15 protein-coding genes are annotated in these 17,851 nt (G+C 73.2%); 7 read left to right on the plus strand and 8 right to left on the minus strand.

The annotated features are described in order from the left end of the window. Positions 1 to 48 precede the first annotated feature (48 nt). The 3 genes from ACZ43H_RS19160 to ACZ43H_RS19170 all read left to right on the plus strand — a co-directional run bounded on the left by ACZ43H_RS19160 (position 49) and on the right by ACZ43H_RS19170 (position 4,978). Positions 49 to 1,524, plus strand: coding sequence for a DHA2 family efflux MFS transporter permease subunit (locus ACZ43H_RS19160; RefSeq protein WP_464585573.1), 1,476 nt, complete (start codon positions 49 to 51; stop codon positions 1,522 to 1,524). A gap of 299 nt (positions 1,525 to 1,823) precedes the next feature. Further along, positions 1,824 to 3,737 (plus strand): glycosyltransferase family 2 protein, encoded by a 1,914-nt coding sequence (locus ACZ43H_RS19165; RefSeq protein WP_464585575.1) that lies wholly within the window; start codon positions 1,824 to 1,826, stop codon positions 3,735 to 3,737. Next, positions 3,734 to 4,978, plus strand: a complete 1,245-nt coding sequence (locus ACZ43H_RS19170; RefSeq protein ID WP_464585577.1) for an acyltransferase family protein — start codon at positions 3,734 to 3,736, stop codon at positions 4,976 to 4,978. Before ACZ43H_RS19165 ends, ACZ43H_RS19170 begins: the two co-directional genes overlap by 4 nt. Positions 4,979 to 5,083: 105 nt before the next feature. Here the strand turns inward: ACZ43H_RS19170 and ACZ43H_RS19175 are convergent, their stop codons facing one another. After that, the gene (locus ACZ43H_RS19175; protein WP_464585579.1) at positions 5,084 to 5,605 is read right to left on the minus strand and encodes a hypothetical protein; all 522 of its coding nucleotides are present in this window, start codon (positions 5,603 to 5,605) and stop codon (positions 5,084 to 5,086) included. A 119-nt stretch (positions 5,606 to 5,724) separates the two neighbouring features. Beyond that, positions 5,725 to 7,872 carry a RecQ family ATP-dependent DNA helicase gene (locus ACZ43H_RS19180; protein ID WP_464585581.1) on the minus strand — a complete coding sequence of 716 codons (2,148 nt, stop codon included), beginning with the start codon at positions 7,870 to 7,872 and terminating at the stop codon, positions 5,725 to 5,727. 84 nt (positions 7,873 to 7,956) lie between these two features. On the opposite strand from ACZ43H_RS19180, the gene ACZ43H_RS19185 reads away from it, so the two are divergent. After that, positions 7,957 to 8,700 (plus strand): calcium-binding protein, encoded by a 744-nt coding sequence (locus tag ACZ43H_RS19185; protein ID WP_464585583.1) that lies wholly within the window; start codon positions 7,957 to 7,959, stop codon positions 8,698 to 8,700. Between the two features lie 60 nt (positions 8,701 to 8,760). Here ACZ43H_RS19185 and ACZ43H_RS19190 read toward each other — a convergent pair whose 3' ends face one another. Then, positions 8,761 to 9,282, minus strand: a complete 522-nt coding sequence (locus ACZ43H_RS19190; protein WP_464585585.1) for a hypothetical protein — start codon at positions 9,280 to 9,282, stop codon at positions 8,761 to 8,763. Between the two features lie 35 nt (positions 9,283 to 9,317). On the opposite strand from ACZ43H_RS19190, the gene ACZ43H_RS19195 reads away from it, so the two are divergent. Further along, the gene (locus ACZ43H_RS19195) at positions 9,318 to 10,064 is read left to right on the plus strand and encodes a calcium-binding protein (protein WP_464585587.1); all 747 of its coding nucleotides are present in this window, start codon (positions 9,318 to 9,320) and stop codon (positions 10,062 to 10,064) included. Beyond that, the gene (locus tag ACZ43H_RS19200; RefSeq protein WP_464585589.1) at positions 10,064 to 10,726 is read left to right on the plus strand and encodes a calcium-binding protein; all 663 of its coding nucleotides are present in this window, start codon (positions 10,064 to 10,066) and stop codon (positions 10,724 to 10,726) included. The genes ACZ43H_RS19195 and ACZ43H_RS19200 overlap by 1 nt, the downstream gene beginning before the upstream one ends. A gap of 12 nt (positions 10,727 to 10,738) precedes the next feature. Here the strand turns inward: ACZ43H_RS19200 and ACZ43H_RS19205 are convergent, their stop codons facing one another. Together ACZ43H_RS19205 and ACZ43H_RS19210 are read right to left on the minus strand one after the other, a co-directional pair. Further along, positions 10,739 to 12,691 (minus strand): M13 family metallopeptidase, encoded by a 1,953-nt coding sequence (locus ACZ43H_RS19205; RefSeq protein WP_464585591.1) that lies wholly within the window; start codon positions 12,689 to 12,691, stop codon positions 10,739 to 10,741. 47 nt (positions 12,692 to 12,738) lie between these two features. After that, positions 12,739 to 13,719 (minus strand): NADPH:quinone oxidoreductase family protein, encoded by a 981-nt coding sequence (locus ACZ43H_RS19210; protein WP_464585592.1) that lies wholly within the window; start codon positions 13,717 to 13,719, stop codon positions 12,739 to 12,741. Between the two features lie 98 nt (positions 13,720 to 13,817). Between ACZ43H_RS19210 and ACZ43H_RS19215 the strand changes: the two genes are divergently transcribed. Further along, a complete protein-coding gene (locus ACZ43H_RS19215) occupies positions 13,818 to 14,702 on the plus strand; it encodes an alpha/beta hydrolase (protein WP_464585594.1) in 885 nt (294 codons plus the stop codon). Positions 14,703 to 14,705: 3 nt separating this feature from the next. On the opposite strand, the gene ACZ43H_RS19220 is transcribed toward ACZ43H_RS19215, so the two are convergent. The 3 genes from ACZ43H_RS19220 to ACZ43H_RS19230 form a co-directional block, all read right to left on the minus strand. Continuing rightward, positions 14,706 to 15,932, minus strand: coding sequence for a M15 family metallopeptidase (locus tag ACZ43H_RS19220; protein WP_464585596.1), 1,227 nt, complete (start codon positions 15,930 to 15,932; stop codon positions 14,706 to 14,708). Between the two features lie 158 nt (positions 15,933 to 16,090). Then, positions 16,091 to 17,068, minus strand: a complete 978-nt coding sequence (locus ACZ43H_RS19225) for an electron transfer flavoprotein subunit alpha/FixB family protein (protein WP_464585598.1) — start codon at positions 17,066 to 17,068, stop codon at positions 16,091 to 16,093. Then, on the minus strand, positions 17,065 to 17,850 hold the full coding sequence (locus tag ACZ43H_RS19230) for an electron transfer flavoprotein subunit beta/FixA family protein (RefSeq protein WP_464585599.1): 786 nt from the start codon (positions 17,848 to 17,850) through the stop codon (positions 17,065 to 17,067). The genes ACZ43H_RS19225 and ACZ43H_RS19230 overlap by 4 nt, the downstream gene beginning before the upstream one ends. Position 17,851: the final 1 nt, after the last annotated feature.

The raw sequence follows: 17,851 nt of genomic DNA on the forward strand, positions 1-17,851 counted from the left end.
CGACCAAAGTCGGATGCCGCTGTCGGAGGTCCCACCTAGCCTCGAGCGGTGACCATCGACACCGCTCCCGGGACCACGCCACCGACCGACAAGCTCGACAAGGGCGTGCTGGTCGTCGCCGGCGTGGTCGTGCTCGGCGCCATCATGTCCATCCTCGACATCACCGTCGTCTCGGTGGCGCTCAAGACGTTCCAGACCGAGTTCGACGCGACGTCCGCCGAGGTCGCGTGGACGATGACCGGCTACACCCTCGCGCTGGCGAGCGTCATCCCGCTCACCGGCTGGGCGGCCGACCGCTTCGGCACCAAGCGCCTCTACCTGCTGGCGATCGTGCTCTTCGCGGCCGGCTCCGCGCTGTGCGCCGCGGCGAGCACGCTCGAGATGCTGGTCGCCTTCCGCGTGGTCCAGGGCCTCGGCGGCGGCATGCTGATGCCGCTCGGCATGACGATCCTGACCCGGGCCGCGGGCCCGGAGCGGGTCGGCCGGGTGATGGCGGTCCTGGGCATCCCGATGCTGCTGGGACCGATCTTCGGCCCGATCCTCGGCGGCGCCCTGATCGACTCGGCCAGCTGGCACTGGATCTTCCTGATCAACGTGCCGATCGGCGTCCTCGCGATCGTCTACGCCGCCCTGGTGCTGCCCCGCGACAACGTCGAGCCGTCCGAGACCTTCGACTGGCTCGGGATGGTGCTGCTCTCGCCGGGCCTGGCCGCCTTCCTGTACGGCGTCTCCTCGATCCCGTCCGCCGGCACCGTGTGGGACGCCCAGGTCCTGGTCCCGGCCGTGGTCGGCGCGCTGCTGATCGCCGCGTTCGTGCCGTGGGCGCTGCACCGCCGCAACATCCACCCGCTGGTCGACCTGCGGCTGTTCCAGAACCCGCGCATGACGGTGGCGGTGGTGGCGATGTCGCTGTTCGCGATCGCCTTCTTCGGTGCCAGCCTCCTCTTCCCCCTCTACTTCCAGACCGTCCGCGGCGAGGACGCGCTGGGGGCCGGCGTGCTGCTGGCCCCGCAGGGCATCGGCGCGATGCTCACCATGCCGGTGGCGGGCGTGCTGGCCGACCGCATCGGCCCCGGCAAGATCGTGATGGCCGGCATCGTCGTGATCACGATCGGCATGGGGATGTTCACGCAGGTCACCGACACCACGTCGTACACCTTCCTGCTCTCGGCGCTCTTCGTGATGGGCCTCGGCATGGGCGGCACGATGATGCCGATCATGTCGGCGGCGCTGCAGACCCTGAAGGACCACACGATCGCCCGCGGCTCGACGCTGATGAACATCGTCCAGCAGGTCGCGGCCTCGATCGGCACCGCCGTCTTCTCGGTGCTGCTCACCAACGGCCTCCAGGACCACGTGGACCCGACCGTCCCGGCCTCGGTCCCCGCGGACATGGCCGGCGTCTACGCCGACGTGTTCGTCATCGCCACGGTGATGGTGGCCGCGTGCCTGATCCCCGCATGGTTCCTGCCGCGCAGCCGGTCCGAGCAGCCGGTCGACGCGGCCGCGATGGCGGTCCACTGACCGTCCCGCCGCGTGACGTCACCCACGCTGCCGGTGTGACGCAGCACCCGTGACCCCGGTTCCCCGAGCGGGAGCCGGGGTCGCTGCGTGTCCGGATCCGTGACGGCGACCACGCCCGGCCGGAGCACCCGACTTGCAGAGCCGGGTCCGAGTTCGGGACGGTGGTCGATCCAGCGCGACTCACGCAGCGCGCCTTTCGACGCACGATCGTGGCCCCCGGCCCGTCCGTGTCCGACCCGTCAGCAGCCCGCCGTCCCCGTGACGTGTGCGGCGCCCGTCGACTCCGAAAGGTCACGCACGTGTCCCTCCTCCTCCCCCGACAGCAGGCCCCCGACGCACCTCGGGTGGTCTCCCCGACCGAGATCATCCGGCTTCCGGCCCGCTCCCGGCTGCCCGTGCCCACCCGGCACCGCGAGATCGTCGCGGTCATCGACCCGGTGTGGGCCGTGCCCGGCGACGACGTCACCGCCTCGGTCCGCGCCTCCGGCGAGCTCGTCACCGCGGCCGCCGAGCGGCTCACCCGCTTCCTCCAGCCCGGCGAGATCGTCGCCGGCACGCCCGACGGACGACTCACCCTGCGGCTGCGGCACGAGGACCGGGCTGCTCGCCCGGTCCGCCTGCAGGAGATGGCCTACCACGCCATCGAGGTCCTCGACCGCCTGCAGGACAGGGACGGCGTCATCGACCTCGGTGTCGGCTGGGCGCCGATCACCCGCAAGCAGGACCCGGCCCAGGCCGAGGCGCACGCCACCACCGCGGCTGCGGAGTCGCTCAACCAGCGCGACCACCAGCCCCGTCAGCAGGGCGTGCACGTCAGGACCCGGCACAAGGCCGTCACCTGGGTGAGCGCCAGCCGCCAGATGCTCCTCGCCACCGTCGGCAGCGTCGTGCTGCCGTTCCTCGCCCTGGTCGGTCTCTCGATGGTCGGCATCGACCTCTCCGGGCCGCTGTACTGGGTGCTGGTGAGTGCCCTGGGCCTGACTGGCTTCACGATCTGGGCCGAGTGCTCCCAGGCGCTCGAGCCGCCACGCCTGCCCGCCGAGCCCGAGGGTCCCGCCCCGAGGGCGACGGCCGTGATCGCGGCGTACCTGCCCAACGAGGCCGACACGATCCTGGACACCGTGCACTCCTTCCTCGAGCAGGAGTACTCCGGCGGCCTGCAGGTCGTGGTGGCCTACAACACCCCCGTGCCGCTCGAGGTCGAGGGCGACCTGGGCCTGCTGTCGACGCGACACCCGGAACTGACCGTGCTGAAGGTGCCCGACAGCACCTCCAAGGCCCAGAACGTCAACGCCGCGCTGCGTGTGGCGGAGGGTGAGTTCGTCGGCATCTTCGACGCCGACCACCACCCGGCCCCGGGCTCGTTCGAGCGCGCCTGGCGCTGGATCGCCGACGGTGCCGACGTCGTGCAGGGTCACTGCGTGATCCGCAACGGCGACGACTCCGCGCTCGCGAAGCTGATCGCCGTCGAGTTCGAGCAGATCTACGCCGTGGCCCACCCCGGCCGCACCGCGCTGTACAAGTTCGGCATCTTCGGCGGCTCCAACGGCTACTGGCGGGCCTCCGCCCTGGAGCGGATCCGTCTGCGTGGCTCCTTCCTGACCGAGGACATCGAGGCCTCCATGCGGGTCCTCGAGGCGGACGGCCGGATCGTCAACGACCCCGGCCTGGTCAGCCACGAGCTCGCCCCGGAGACCCCCCGCGCGCTGTGGAAGCAGCGGATGCGCTGGGCCCAGGGCTGGTTCCAGGTGTCGCTGCGGCACCTCGGCCCGATCCTGCGCAAGCCCACCCTGACCCTGCGCCAGAAGCTCGGCGTCGTCTACCTGCTGGGCTGGCGCGAGCTCTACCCCTGGATCGCGATGTCGGTGTGGCCGCTCTTCGGCTTCCTCGCCTGGCGCGACGGCGGCTTCGACCTCGGCTCGCCGATGTTCCTGCTCCTCACCCTGTTCGTGACCGCGTCCGGTCCCCTGCAGACGCTGGCCGCCTGGCGGCTCGCGGCGCCCGAGCTGCGCCGTCACCCGTGGTGGTTCGTCGGGGCAGCGCTGGCGAACCTGCTCTTCTACACCGAGGCCAAGAACCTGGTGAACCGGATCGCACACCTCAAGCAGCTGCGCGGTGAGCACCAGTGGGTGGTCACCCCGCGCACCGCCGCCAGCTCCGGCTCCACCGACACCGACCGCACCGACTCCGACCGGACGGAGGTGGCCGCATGACCGCGACCCTCACACCCCCGACCCCGACCCTGGCCAACGCCCCCGCCACCGACCCCGCGGACACGGCACGCGCCCGCCGCGTGGTGTTCCCGCTGGGCTGGCTGCGCGGCCTCGCCGCGCTGGCCGTCGTCACCTTCCACGCCTACCAGCACAACCGCTCGGGTCCGGACAGCGCATGGCCTTGGTCCGGCTCGGCCCACCAGGCGATGCTCGGCACCGACCTGTTCGTGGACATGTTCTTCGTGCTGTCCGGGCTGGTCCTGTGGCTGCCCGTCGCGCGCTCCGCGATCGAGGGCCGCCGGGGCCGCCCCGGCCGCGTGCTGCTCTACCGCCGGATGGCGCGGCTGCTCCCGCTCTACCTGACCGTGGTGCTGGTCGTGTGGGCCGTCACCAACCCGGCCTGGCCCGGGCACTGGCAGGACCTGGTCCTGCACCTGACGTTCACCCACGTCTACAGCGACAGCTACATCTTCTGGACCGACGGCCCGGCCTGGTCCCTGGCGGTGGAGTTCCACTTCTACCTGCTGATGGCCCTCGCGGTGCCGCTCGTGAACGCCGCGGCCCGTCGTACGCCGGGGCGCAGCGCCCGGATCGCCGTCGTGGCCGCACTGCCGGCCCTGTCCGTGGTGGTCGGCGGCGCCTACCTGCTGTGGGCGACCGTGCTGACCAGCCAGGACCCGACGAACTGGTCGATCTGGTTCTCGCCGCTCTCCCGCGCCACCGACTTCGGCCTCGGCATGGGGCTGGCCGTGCTCAGCGCGGCCGGTGTGCGGCTCTCGGCCCCACTGCGCGGCCTGGCCGCCACGCTGGGCGTGGCCGCGCTCGGCGCGCTGGTGATGACGCGGCCGATCAGCATCGACGGTGAGTGGTGGCACCCGCTGTACGCCGCCGCGATCACGGTCGCCCTGGCCTCGGTCGTGCTCCACGACGGCCCGTGGCCGGCCTGGCTGGAGTGGAAGCCGCTGGTCTGGGTCGGGACGCTGGGCTACGGCGTCTACCTGATCCACGAGCCGGTGATGCGCTTCCTGGACTCGCTCGGTGTCCTGCCCGACGCCCGGCCCGGACCGTGGTTCCTGGTGTCGGCGGTGCTGGTCGCTCTCCCGACCATGGCGCTGGCCTGGGTCAGCTCGCGGACGGTCGAGGCCGCCGGGCTGCGGCTGCTGTCGATGATCGACCGCGACGGCCGCCCGCGTGACTACTACGCCCACCTGCGCGAGGACGAGGTCGCCGCCGCTCGTTGAGATGGGCCGAAATCGGGCTTCAACTGGGCCTGGTTCGGTCGTGAGGACCGAACCAGGCCCAGCTCACGTGTGAACGAGGCCCATCTCAACGAGTGGGCGAGGAGGTCAGTCCTGCTTGACCTTGAGGGTGGGCGCCTCGTCGGCGACGTCACCACCGGCGGTCTCGGTGACCACCTCGACGGTGAGCGTGCCGGCGGCGTCCCCGAAGCAGGACTGCGGGACCCGGATCACGACCTGGCCGGAGCGCCCGGAGGACACGGCGGCCTTGATGCCCGGGCAGTCGACGGCGGTGGGCTCGGTCGCGTCGGCGGCGGTGGTCTCCAGGGTCGCCCCGACCTTCTTGCCCTTCCCGGTCTCGACGGTGCGGACGACGTACGGCGTCGCACCCTCGGCGGCCGGGGTCAGCGTGGCCACCACGTGGCTGCGACCGGCGGACGCCTTCTGCAGCTTGGTGTGGATGGTGAGCGTCTTCGCGGTGTTCTTGACCGAGACGCGGGTGATGTCGGCCGCCGGGGCGGCGTCGTCGGACTTGTCCTTCGCGGACTTGTGGGCGGCCGAGGCGGCGCCGCCGGTGAGGACCAGCGCTCCGGTGAGGAGCACGGCAGCGGCGTGACGGGAACGGATCATGAGGTTTCCTCCGAGAGTGCGGCGCCGTCCCCCGGCGGCGGTGTCACCACGAGAGTAGGGACCGCACCGCTGCTCCGAAGGCGAAATGCGGGAACTCGCTGACCGCTCGGAGCGGCGGCTCAGGACTGCAGGGCGAGCGCCAGCGGCAGCACCTCGGCCGCACCCGCCGCGCGAGCGGCCCGGGCGGCCAGGGTGAGGGTCCAGCCGGTGACGACCAGGTCGTCGACGAGCAGCACCGATCGGCCCTCCAGCGGCTCGCCCTCGAGCCGGAACCTGCGGCCGACCGCGGCCACGCGCTGCGCGGAGTTCATCGCGCCCCGCCCCGGCTCCACGTCGGGGTCGACGATCGACCAGCGCCCCATCACCGGGACCCGCAGGTAGCGGGAGAGCCCCTCGGCCAGGTCGGCGGTCAACGTCGGTCGGGTCGCGGACTCCACGACGACGATCGCGTCGACGCTCGGGCGCCAGTCGCCCAGCACCTCGATGACCGCCTTCACCAGCGGCACCGGCACCGGGCCGTCGGGCTGGCCGGGGCGGAACAGCTCGCGGAGCGCCTGGCCGTAGCCGAGGTCGGTGAGCCGGGCGACGGCACGCCCCTCGCTCGCTCCGTCCCCGACCTTGCCGCGCAGGTCGACGCCCAGGTTGGCCAGGGCGGTCGGCCACATCTTCCGGGGCTCGATCGGCACACCCGGACGCGCGAGTCGCGCCCCCGCCTCCTCGACCGACGCCGCCGACACCTCCGTGGACAGGTCGAGCCCACCGCAGTTGTCGCAGCGCCCGCAGCGGTCGGCAGCGGGGTCGTCGAGCTGGTCGCGCAGGAACCACATCCGGCAGCGGTCGGTGTCGAGGTAGTCCAGCATCGCCTGCTGCTCCCGCTCCCGGGCCTCGGTCACCCGCCGGTAGCGCTCCTCGTCGTACACCCACTCCTGGCCGGTCGCCTCCCACCCGCCGCGGACCCGCCGCACGGCGCCGTCCACGTCGAGCACCTTGAGCATCGTCTCGAGGCGGTTGCGGTTGAGCTCGACGTACGTCTCGAGGGCGGCGGTGCTCATCGGACGCCCCTCGTCGGCCAGCACCTGCAGGGTCTGGCGCACCAGCTCCTCGCGCGGGAAGGCCAGCGAGGCGAAGTAGGCCCAGATGTCGCGGTCCTCGATCGCCGGCAGCAGCACCACGGTCGCCTCGTCGGTGCCACGGCCCGCGCGGCCGACCTGCTGGTAGTAGGCGACCGGCGAGGACGGCGCGCCCATGTTGACGACGAAGCCGAGTGTCGCGTCGAAGCCCATGCCGAGGGCGCTGGTGGCCACCAGCGCCTTGACCCGCCCGGCGCCGAGGTCCTGCTCGAGGGCGTGCCGCTCGGTGGGGTCGGTCTGTCCGGAGTACGCCGCGACGTCGTGGCCGCGGGAGCGCAGGTAGTCGGCGATCTCCTGGGTCGCGGCGACCGTGAGGCAGTAGATGATCCCCGAACCGGGCTGCTCGGCGAGGTGGTCGGCCAGCCAGGCCAGCCGTTGCTCGGCGGTCTTGAGCCGCACCACGCCCAGCCGGAGCGACTCGCGGTCCAGCGAGCCCCGCAGCACCAGCACCCCGTCACCGGAATCGGTCGTGGAGGAGCCCGAGACGCCCAGCTGCTCGGCGACGTCGGCGGTGACCCGGGCGTTGGCGGTCGCGGTGGTGGCGAGCACGGGGATGCCCCCAGGCAGGTCGCCCAGCAGGGTGCGGATCCGGCGGTAGTCGGGCCGGAAGTCGTGACCCCAGTCGGAGATGCAGTGCGCCTCGTCGACCACGAGCAACCCGCAGGTGCCGGCCAACCTCGGCAGCACCTCGTCGCGGAAGCCGGGGTTGTTGAGCCGCTCGGGGCTGACCAGGAGGACGTCGACCTCGCCGGCCCGGATGGCGTCGTGGATGGGCTCCCAGTCCTCGATGTTGGTCGAGTTGATGGTCACGGCGCGGATCCCGGCCCGCTCCGCGGCCGCGATCTGGTTGCGCATCAGGGCCAGCAGCGGCGAGACGATCACCGTCGGCCCGGCGCCGGCCTCGCGCAGCAGCAGGGTCGCCACGAAGTAGACCGCGGACTTGCCCCACCCCGTGCGCTGCACGACCAGGGACCGTCGTCGGTCGACGGCCAGCGCCTCGATCGCGGTCCACTGGTCCTCACGCAGGCGCGCCTCGGGCTGCCCGTCCCGGGCCCCGACGAGCGCGCGGAGGTGGGCCTCCGCCCGGTCGCGGGTCTGCTGGCGGACGTCGGCGGTCGTCGACTGGGAGGGGCTCACCCGGCCTGTCTACCAGCGACCTCCGACCACGCGTCGTACGCCCTCCACAGGTCGAGGGTGCGACGAGGCAACCCCTCGGGCCCCGTGCGCGTCTCTACCGATGGAGGCGGCGCCGGCCGCCACGACCACTCGGGGGACATCGTGGGCTCGAACCGGATGATGCTGGCGGCCGTCGTCAACGTCGGACTGACCGTCACGCTCGCCGCTGTGCTCGGCGCGGGCCCGGGCGAGGCCGTCCCGGGTACGACGACGCCGCGCTGCTTCGGGAAGCCCGCCACGATCGTCGGAACCGGCTACCTCACCGGGACACCGGGACCGGACGTGATCGTGGCCCGCGGAGGCGCCGAGGTGCACGCCGGCGACGGCGGCGACCGGGTCTGCGGGGCGATCCTCGTGTACGGCGGCGCCGGCGACGACCGGATCCGCTTCGGAGGCCGGGGCGGGGACTACCCGGAGCTCTCGGGCCAGGGCGGCGACGACCTGGTGCTGCTCACGGCCGACCGGGTGGGCCGCCTGGCCGGCGGCGCGGGTGACGACACGCTGAGGTCCCGCGGCGCCGAGCAGTTCCTAGACGGGGGCAGCGGGAGCGACGTGCTGGCCGCCGGCCCCGGGTGGGACAGCCTGTTCGGCATGGGCGGTGACGACCGGCTCTCGGGCGGACGGGGCCACGACAGCCTCGACGGCAGGGGCGGGGACGACCTGCTCGAGGGCGGGCGCGGCGGCGACGACCTCGTCGGTGGTGCCGACGACGACACGGGTCGCGCCGGCGCCGGGACCGACCGCTGTCACGGCGACGTCGAGCACCGGTCCCACTGCGAGCGCAGCTGACACGAGTCGTGCGGCCCATGGTGCGCCGGGGCGCACTCTGGGCCGCACGACTGCATCGGGTCAGGCGGCGGGGCCCCGGCCGCGGACGTCGGCCACGGCGCCCATCGCCTCGCGCAGCTCGGCGAGCCAGTCGCCCTCGTGCTGGCCGACCAGCCGGACGCACCACGCCAGGGCCTCCGACCGCGACCGCGCCACGCCGGCCTCGACGAGGGTGTCGAGCACCTGGCGCTGCGGCTGCCGCAGCCGGGTCATGACGGGCGCCGCGACATGCGTCCACAGCTCCTCGCGCCCGCCGACCCGGACACCCCAGGAGACCTTCCGCTCGAACCGGTGCTCGGCCTCGCGGGCGATCTCCATGCGGCGTTCGCGGGTGTCCTCCCGGAACGCCCGGGCCCGGCCGGCCTGCGCCTCCGCACGCTCCGCGTCGGTGACGTCGTCCGCGAGCTCGACGTCGGGGATGGTCAGGACCACCGTGATCTCCTCACGGTCGACCGCCACCCGCGGCGCCTCGACCGTCCACTCCTCGGGCAGGCGGCCGGCGAACCAGCCCCGCACCCGCTCCAGATCCTCATTCGTAATCATGTAATCATCATTACACGCGAGGCAAGGCCGCGAAGATGCTGCGCGAGCTGCCCCGACCGTGCGACATTGCCGACATCGTCGTCGCGCTCCCGGGAGGTCGTGTGCCCTCGCTCGTCAGTCGCCTCGCGGCCCTGGCCACGGTGGCCGGTCCACTCGTCCTGCTCGGCGCCCCGGCCCCCGCTCCCGCCGCGGGGGTGCCGACCTGTTTCGGACGCGCGGCCACGATCGTCGCGGCGCCGGGCGAGGAGGCGGTCGGCACCGATGGCGACGACGTGATCGTCGGCGGCAGCGACGTCTACGGCGGGAACGGCGACGACCGACTGTGCGGGTTCACGGGCAAGGCCCACGGGCAGGCGGGCGAGGACCGGATCGAGGTGGCGGCCGGGGCGTCCGGCCAGGGTGGGCCCGGCGACGACCTGTTCGTCACCCGCTCCGCCCCCGGGTCCGCCCCCGCGCACGTCTACGGCAAGGCGGGCGCGGACGTCGTGCGCGGTGGTCCGGGCCGTGACCTCGTCTTCACCGGCGTCGGCGGCGACACCGTGCACGGCGGCGCCGGGCGGGACTCGATCCACCTCAACTGGGGCGAGAACGTCGCCCACGGCGGCCGCGGGGCGGACGGCATCATCGGGCACGTCAAGGACGACCGGCTCTACGGCGGCCGCGGCGACGACACGTTGTACGGCGGCGGGAACGTCGACGACCACGACCTGGGCGACGGGGGACGAGGCCGCGACACCTGCGGCGAGATCGAGCGCGAGACCAGCTGCGAGATCGCCGGCTGATGCGCGTCGTCCTCTCAGCTCTCCTCCTGCTGGCCGGGAGCGGCGCGCTGCTCCAGGAGCCGGTCGCCGCCGGCACCACCCCGACCTGCTTCGGGCGCGTGGCCACCGTCGTCGCCGGCCCGGCCGAGGACGTGCACGGGACCGCCGGCGACGACGTCGTCGTCGGCGGGGCGACCGTGACCGGCGAGGGCGGCGACGACCGCATCTGTGGCGCGCAGGCCGCCTACGGCATGGCCGGCCGGGACCGGATCCGGGTACCGCAGGGCGCCGACGCCTACGGCGGCGAGCAGGCCGATCTCATCGTGGTCGACTCCCGGGCCGGCGCCCCCATGACGTTCGTGCACGGCGACGCCGGCGCCGACACCCTGCTCGGCGGCCCCGGCGCGGACGGCCTGTTCGCCGGCACCGGCGGCGACCTGGTCCGGGGCCGGCGGGGCGACGATCTGCTCCACCTCTCGCGCGGCCGGAACACGGCGTACGGCGGCCGCGGCGACGACCGCCTCGCGGGCGGCATCCACGACGACCGGCTGTCCGGCGGACGGGGCGACGACCTGCTGGACGGCGACGGGCTCGGCAACGACGACGACCGTGGCGACGGCGGAGCCGGCTACGACAGCTGTCACGCCGTCGAGCGGCCCGTCAGCTGCGTCGTGGCCGGCTGACCGCCGGCCACCTCACCAGATGCGGACGCGCTCCGCGGGGTCGAGCCACAGCCCGTCGCCCTCGGCGGTGCCGAACACCTCGTGGAACTCGTCGAGGTTGCGCACGATGTTGGCGCGGAACTCGGCGGGCGAGTGCGGGTCGATGGTGAGGAACTGCAGCTCCTGCTCCTTGCGGCGCTTGGTGCGCCAGCAGTAGGCCCAGTTCATGAACAGCCGCTGCCGGTCCTCGACGGAGGCCTGGCCGCCCTGGGAGATGAGGTACGCCGTGTGGCCGATGGTCAGGCCACCCAGGTCGCCGATGTTCTCGCCGACGGTCAGCGCGCCGTTGACGTGCTCACCGGGCAGGGTGCGCGGCTCGAAGGCGTCGTACTGCTCGATGAGCGCCTTCGACTTCACCTCGAACGCCGCCTTGTCGGCAGCGCTCCACCAGTCGTTGAGGTTGCCGTCGCCGTCGTACTGCGCGCCCTGGTCGTCGAAGCCGTGGCCGATCTCGTGCCCGATGACCGCACCGATGCCGCCGTAGTTCTCCGCGGGGTGCGCGTCCGGGCTGAAGAACGGCTTCTGCAGGATCCCGGCCGGGAAGCAGATCTCGTTGGTGCCGGGGTTGTAGTAGGCGTTGACCGTCTGCGGCAGCATGAACCACTCGTCGCGGTCGACCGGCGCGCCGATCTTCGCCAGCTGGCGGTCGGTCTCGAACGCCGACGCGGCGGCGACGTTGCCGAGCAGGTCGTCGGCGCGCACCTGCAGCGCGGAGTAGTCGCGGAACTTCTTCGGGTAGCCGATCTTCGGGTTGAAGGTCTCGAGCTTCTCGTAGGCCCGCTTCTTGGTCTCGTCGGTCATCCAGTCCAGCCGCGAGATCGAGTCGCGGTAGGCCGCGAGCAGGTTGGCCACCAGCTCGTCCATCTGCGCCTTCGAGCTCGGCGGGAAGTGCCGGGCGACGTACTCCTTGCCGACCGCCTCGCCGATCGCGCCCTCGACCAGCGCCACGCCGCGCTTCCAGCGGGCGCGCAGCTCGGGGGTGCCGTTGAGGGTGCGGCCGTAGAAGTCGAAGTTGGTCTCGACGAAGTCGTCGGTGAGGTACGGCGCGGCCGAGCGGACCACGTGGCTGAGCAGCCACTGCTTCCAGTCCTCGATCGGGACCTCGTCGAGCACGGTGGACAGGTGCGCGAGGTACGACGGCTGCCGGACGCAGACCTCGGCGATGGTGCGCTCGTTGCCGCCGAGGTTGGTGACGTAGGCGTCCCAGTCGAACGACGGGCACAGCTCCTTGAGCTGCTCCGCCGTCATCAGGTTGTAGGTCTTCTGCACGTCACGGGTCTCGGCGCGCTCCCAGTGACCGGCGGCCAGCCGCGTGTCGATGGCCAGGATCGTGGCCGCGGCACCGGCGGGGTCCTCGTGCTCGACCAGGCCGAGCAGCCGGGTCAGGTAGGCGACGTACTTCTCGCGCACCTCCGCGAACTTGTCGTCGCGGTAGTAGGACTCGTCGGGCAGCCCGAGCCCGCCCTGCACGAGGTGGAACAGGTAGCGGTCGGACTGGCGGTCGTCGGTGTCGACGTAGGAGCCGAAGAGGCCGTGCCCGCCGATCCGCTCGAACTCGCCGAGGAACGCCGCGAGGTCGCGGACGTCGCGCAGCGAGGCCACCGCGTCGATGAGCGGACGCACCGGGCGCAGGCCCTTGTGGGCGATCGCCTCGGCGTCCATGAAGGAGGCGAAGATGTCACCGATCTTGCGGGCGTCGTCGCCGAGGCCCTCGTCGCCGCGGGTGACCGCCTCCGCGAGGTCCTCGATGATCCGGTGGACCTGCTCCTCCGCCGCGTCGGCGAGCTGGACGAACGGGCCCCAGCTGGAGCGGTCCGAGGGGATCTCCGTCTCGTCGAGCCAACGGCCGTTGACGTGGCCGAACAGGTCGTCCTGCGGCCGGATGTCGGGGTTCATGCCCTCGCGGGCCTCGTCCAGGATGCTCACGCCCCCGACCCTAACGGCCGGGCGCGTGCTGGCAAGCCGGGCAGGGGTCAGTCGCGCACCCGGACGACGGACTTGCCCAGCGTGCGCCGCTGGTCCATGTCCGCCAGCGCCCGACCGAACTCCTCGAGGGGGTACGTCGCGCCGACCGGCGGGCGGACCACGCCGCTCTCCATCATCGGGGCCAGCTCCGCCCACTGCTCCTGCATGAAGCCGGGACGGGTCATCGCGTAGGCGCCCCAGCCGACGCCGCGGACGTCGACGTTGTTCAGCAGCAGCCGGTTGACCTTGACCTGCGGGATCCCCTGCCCGGCGGCGAAGCCCACCACCAGCAGCCGACCCTGGGGCGCCAGCACCCGCAGCGAGTCGGTGAAGACGTCGCCGCCGACGACGTCCATGACGACGTCCACGCCCCGCCCGTCGGTCAGGGTGACGACGGCCTCCCTGAACCCGTCGAGAAGCACCGTCTCGTCCGCCCCCGCCTGCCGGGCCACGGCGGCCTTCTCCTCCGAGCTCACGACGGCGATGGTGCGGGCGCCGTACCCCTTCGCGACCTGGATGGTGGCGGTGCCGACCCCGCCGGCGGCGCCGTGCACGAGCACGGTCTCCCCGGCGCGCAGCCGGCCGCGCTCGGCGAGGGCGAACTGCGCCGTGAGGTAGTTCATCGGCAGCGCCGCGCCCTCGTCGAACGACAGCGCGTCGGGCAGCGGGAAGGTGAACATCGCGGGCGTGGCCACCTGCTCCGCGGCACCGCCGTATGCCCCGACGCCGGCGACCCGCTGGCCGACCTCGAAGCCGCCCGCACCGGACTCGGCGGGGCGCAGCACGGTGCCGGCGAAGTCGACGCCGAGGGTGAACGGCGGCTCCGGCTTGAGCTGGTACTCACCGCGGCTCAGCAGCAGGTCCGGGAACGAGATGCCGACCCGGTGCACCTCGACGAGGACGTCGTCGGGGCCGGGCGTCGGCTCCGCGACGTCGCGGACCTCGAGGTCGGCGGGACCGGTGGGCGTGATGACCTGGACGGCGCGCATGGCCCGCACGCTATCGGTGCCGCTGGTCTGGACCTGTGCAGGTCACCCTCATCCGGACGGCCGGGGTCACCGAACATGGTGTGGGGTGAGGGGATTCGATGAGGATCGACGACCGGCTGCGTGCTGCGCTCATGCACGCGACCGCACGCTGGACCGTGCGGTACGGCGAGGACCTGCGGTTCTCGGGCAGCGACCTGCCGCCGCCGCTGCACCACCGCGTCCCGACGAGGTACGGCGACGTCCCCGTTCACGTGTACCGCGACCCCGACCTGCCACCCCACCTGCTGCCGGCCTACGTGCACTTCCACGGTGGCGCCTTCCTGATGCGCTACCCGGAGATGGACGACTTCTGGTGCCGGTACGTCGCCGCGGAGGCCGGTGTCGTCGTCGTCAACGTGGACTTCCGAGCGGGGCCGTACGTCACCTACCCCGTCGCCCAGCACGAGTGCCACGACGTCACCGCCTGGGTGGCCGACCACGGTGACCGGATCGGGGTCGACGGGCGTCGCGTCGCCGTCGGCGGCCTCAGCTCCGGCGGCGCGCTGGCCGCCTCGGTGTGCCTGCAGGCCCGCGACCGGGGCTCGTTCCGGCCCGCCCTGCAGGTGCTCGGCGTCCCGGCGCTCGACGTCGCGTCCGAGCCGCAGGCCGGGACGGGGATGGTCTCGCCGGGGCTGCGCCGGCTGGTCCGGCGCGTCTACTTCCCCGACGAGGCGACCCGGCGCGAGCCCTACGCCTCGCCGCTGCTGGCTCGCGACCTCACGGGCCTGCCGCCGGCCGTGGTGCTGACCGCGGAGCGCGACACCCTGCGCCCCCAGGGCGACCTGTACGCGCAGCGGCTGCGCGAGGCCGACGTGCCGGTCCTGCACGCGACCACCCCGGGAGCCGACCACTACTTCCTGACCGACGACCTGCTGGGGGCGGCGGCGACCATGGCGCTGGTCGCGGACCGGATCCGGCGGCACACCAGCGACCCGGTCGGCTGAGAGTCAGCGGGGGTTGACCAGCGCGTTCATCTCGAAGTGCATCGGGTCGGTGTAGTGCCAGTCGCCGCCCCAGGCGAAGCCCCACTGCTTGAAGATCGCGACCACGTCGCGGTCCATCTCCCCCGCGGTGCCCCGCTGGTTGCCCGGGACGTTGAGGTCCAGCGCCAGCCCGAAGGAGTGGTTGGACAGCGAGGTGGTGCCGGCGATGAAGCGCGGGTAGTAGCAGCCGGCGTACTCACCGGGGTGGATCTTGTCGGCGAGGCCCCGGTCGACGATCTCGTTCAGCGCCGCGGTGAGCTGCGGGAAGATCAGCTTGTTGCAGGTGACGCTGCCGAGGATCGGGACGGTCTCGGTGGCGATGTGGGAGGAGACCCAGGCCGGGTCGGGCGCGATCCGGCCACCACCGAGCACGGTGTAGTTGAACGTGCCGACCGCGTCCGCGACGGTGCCGACCAGGAACGCCGTCTGCTTCACGTCGGGGTCGAGCCCGCGGCGGGCGACGATGTCGGTCATCTGCACCGAGGCGTCGTTGCCCGCGATCTTCTCGATCTTCTTGCGCAGCGACTCGGGCGAGGTCTGGCCGGTGGCGATCAGCAGGGCGTTGTCGGGCTCCATGCCCAGCGTCGGGGCCCAGCTGCTGTTGACGACCGCGTCCACCTCGGGGGTCTGGGGCGCGAACGCCCCGATGTGCACCGCGGTGGCGTCCTTGTCGCTGCCGAGGCGCAGGTAGTCCTGCTTGTCGGTCGGGAGCTTGTCGCGCAGCGCCGGGCGGAGCGCCAGCTCGCCGCCGGCCACCCGGTCCCACACCGCCTGGGTCTCGGCGGAGGCGTACGGCGTGAAGTTGCGGTAGGTGCCCGGGTCGACGGCCGCGACCGTGATCGCCTCGTTCTCGATCACCACCTGGGCCAGGGAGAGCGTCTCGACGCGGGTGACACCGTCGAGCTGCCTGATCCGGCGGACGGTGGCGGGGCTGAGCGAGGAGGTGTTGTAGACGAGCACGTCGGCGATGCCGACGACGCCGGTGCGCGGCCCGGGCGGGTCGACGGCGTGCTCGGGATCCGCGGCCGGGGCGGCCGAGCTGCTGCCGCCCGGCGTCGCGCTCGAGGCACCCGTGGCGGCGGACGACGACTCGGGGTCCGCGGCCTCGTCGGCGCTGGTGCCCGTGCAGGCGGCCGTCAGCGCCAGCACCGTCGGCAGCGCGAACGCCGCCAGTGCCCGTCGTCCGCGCATGGCCCTCCCTCCCCGTGGGATCAGGGTAGGTCTCGCGCGCAAGCCCCAGCACGCCGAGTCGGCGTTCGTTGACACCCGGGCAGCCCGCGCGGCGTCAACCAGCGCCGACTCGGCGGGCCTTCGTGGTCAACCAGCGCCGACTCGGCGTGCTCTCGGCGTCAGCCGCGGCGCCTGCGGATCTCCGCGTTGATCGCGGGGACCACCTCGTGCAGGTCGCCGATGACGGCGTACGTCGCCTTGGTGACCATCGGCGCGTCGGGGTCGGTGTTGATGGCGAGGATGTTCTTGGCCGTGGCGCAGCCGGCCCAGTGCTGGATCGCGCCGCTGATCCCACACGGGATGTAGAGGTCCGGCGAGATCCGGGAGCCGGTCTGGCCGACCTGCTCGTGGTGGGGCCGCCAGCCCAGCGACGTGACCACCCGCGAGACACCGAGGTTGGCGCCGAGCAGCTCGGTCAGCTCCAGCAGGTCGGAGAACCCGTCCGCGCTGCCGGCGCCCCGGCCCGCGCCCACCACGACCCGGGCCGACTTGAGCGACCCCGAGAGGTCCGGCTCCGGCTCCTCGGTGGAGACCACCCGGGCCACCAGGTCGGCGTCGGTCAGCACGGGGCGGCACTCGACCACCTCGGCGGGTCCGGGCACGGCCGCCGGCACCGCCTCGACCGCGTGCCCGGCGACGGTGAACACCGCCGGCCGCTCGTCGAGGCGCATCTCCTCCAGCGCGGCGCCCCCGACCACCTGCCGGGTCACCACGAACGGCGACAGCCCGCCGAAGGACACCACGTTCGCGGCCATCGCGACGCCGAGCCGGGCGCCTACGTGTGCGAGCACCTCGTTGCCGCGCGGGGTCCCGGCCGCCATCACCACGACCGAGCCGGCGGCCTCGCGGGCCTCCTGCACCGCGGCCGCCCAGGCGGCACCGGAGAACGCCGCGAGCTCGTCGCCGTCGGCATGGTGCACCGTGCGGACGCCGTACGCCGCCAGCTGCGGCTGCAGCCCGTCCGGAACGACACCGACCACGACCGCGTCGACCGGCACGCCACCCCCGGCGGCGGACAGGTCGCGGGCGAGGGTGAGCGCCTCACGGGACACCTCGACCGCGCCCGAGGCGTCGGTCTCGACCAGGACCAGGATCATCGGGCCAGCACCCCCAGCTGCTCGAAGAGGTCGACCACGGCCGGGGCGGCGTCCGCCCCCTTGCCGAGGACCTGGACGTTGCTGGGAGCGGGCGGGGGCAGCAGCAGCCGGACCCGCTTCGGGCCGGCCGGCTCCGCCATCGGGGAGCGCTGCTCGACCGGCACCTTCTTGGCCTTCATCCGGCCGGGCACGGTCGGGTAGCGCGGCTCGACACCGCCCTCCAGGACCGTCACCACGGCGGGGAGCGGGACCCGGTAGGTCTCGTGGCCCTCCGGGCCGTCGCCGCCGGCGACCGCGCTCCGCCCGTCCGGGCCGTCCTCGACCCGCACCGTGGCGACCCCGTTGACGACCGGCCGGCCGAGCTCGTAGGCGAGCCGGATGCCGACCTGGAAGTCGCCGCTGTCGGCGGCGTCGTTGCCGAGCAGCACCAGGTCGTGGGAGCGCCCCGCGGCCTCGTGGTCGCGGACCACCGCGGCGATCTCGCGGGCCACGTCGGCCGGGCCGAACCGCGCCGGGTCGGCCTCGACGTGGGTGGCGGCGGTGCAGCCCACGGCGAGCGCGGAGCGCAGCTGCTCGACGGCGCCCGCGTCGCCGAGGGTCAGCACGGTCGCCTCGCCCCCGGTCGCGGCCGCCACCTGGACGGCCAGCTCGACGGCGCACTCCTCGTGGTTGCTCATCGTGAAGCCGGCGTACCGCCCGTCGACGGCCTGGCCGTCGTCGGTGAGCACCACCTCACCGGTGGAGTCGACCACCCGCTTGATGCAGACCAGCACGTTCACCATC

Source organism: Nocardioides sp. DN36 (assembly GCF_055380375.1).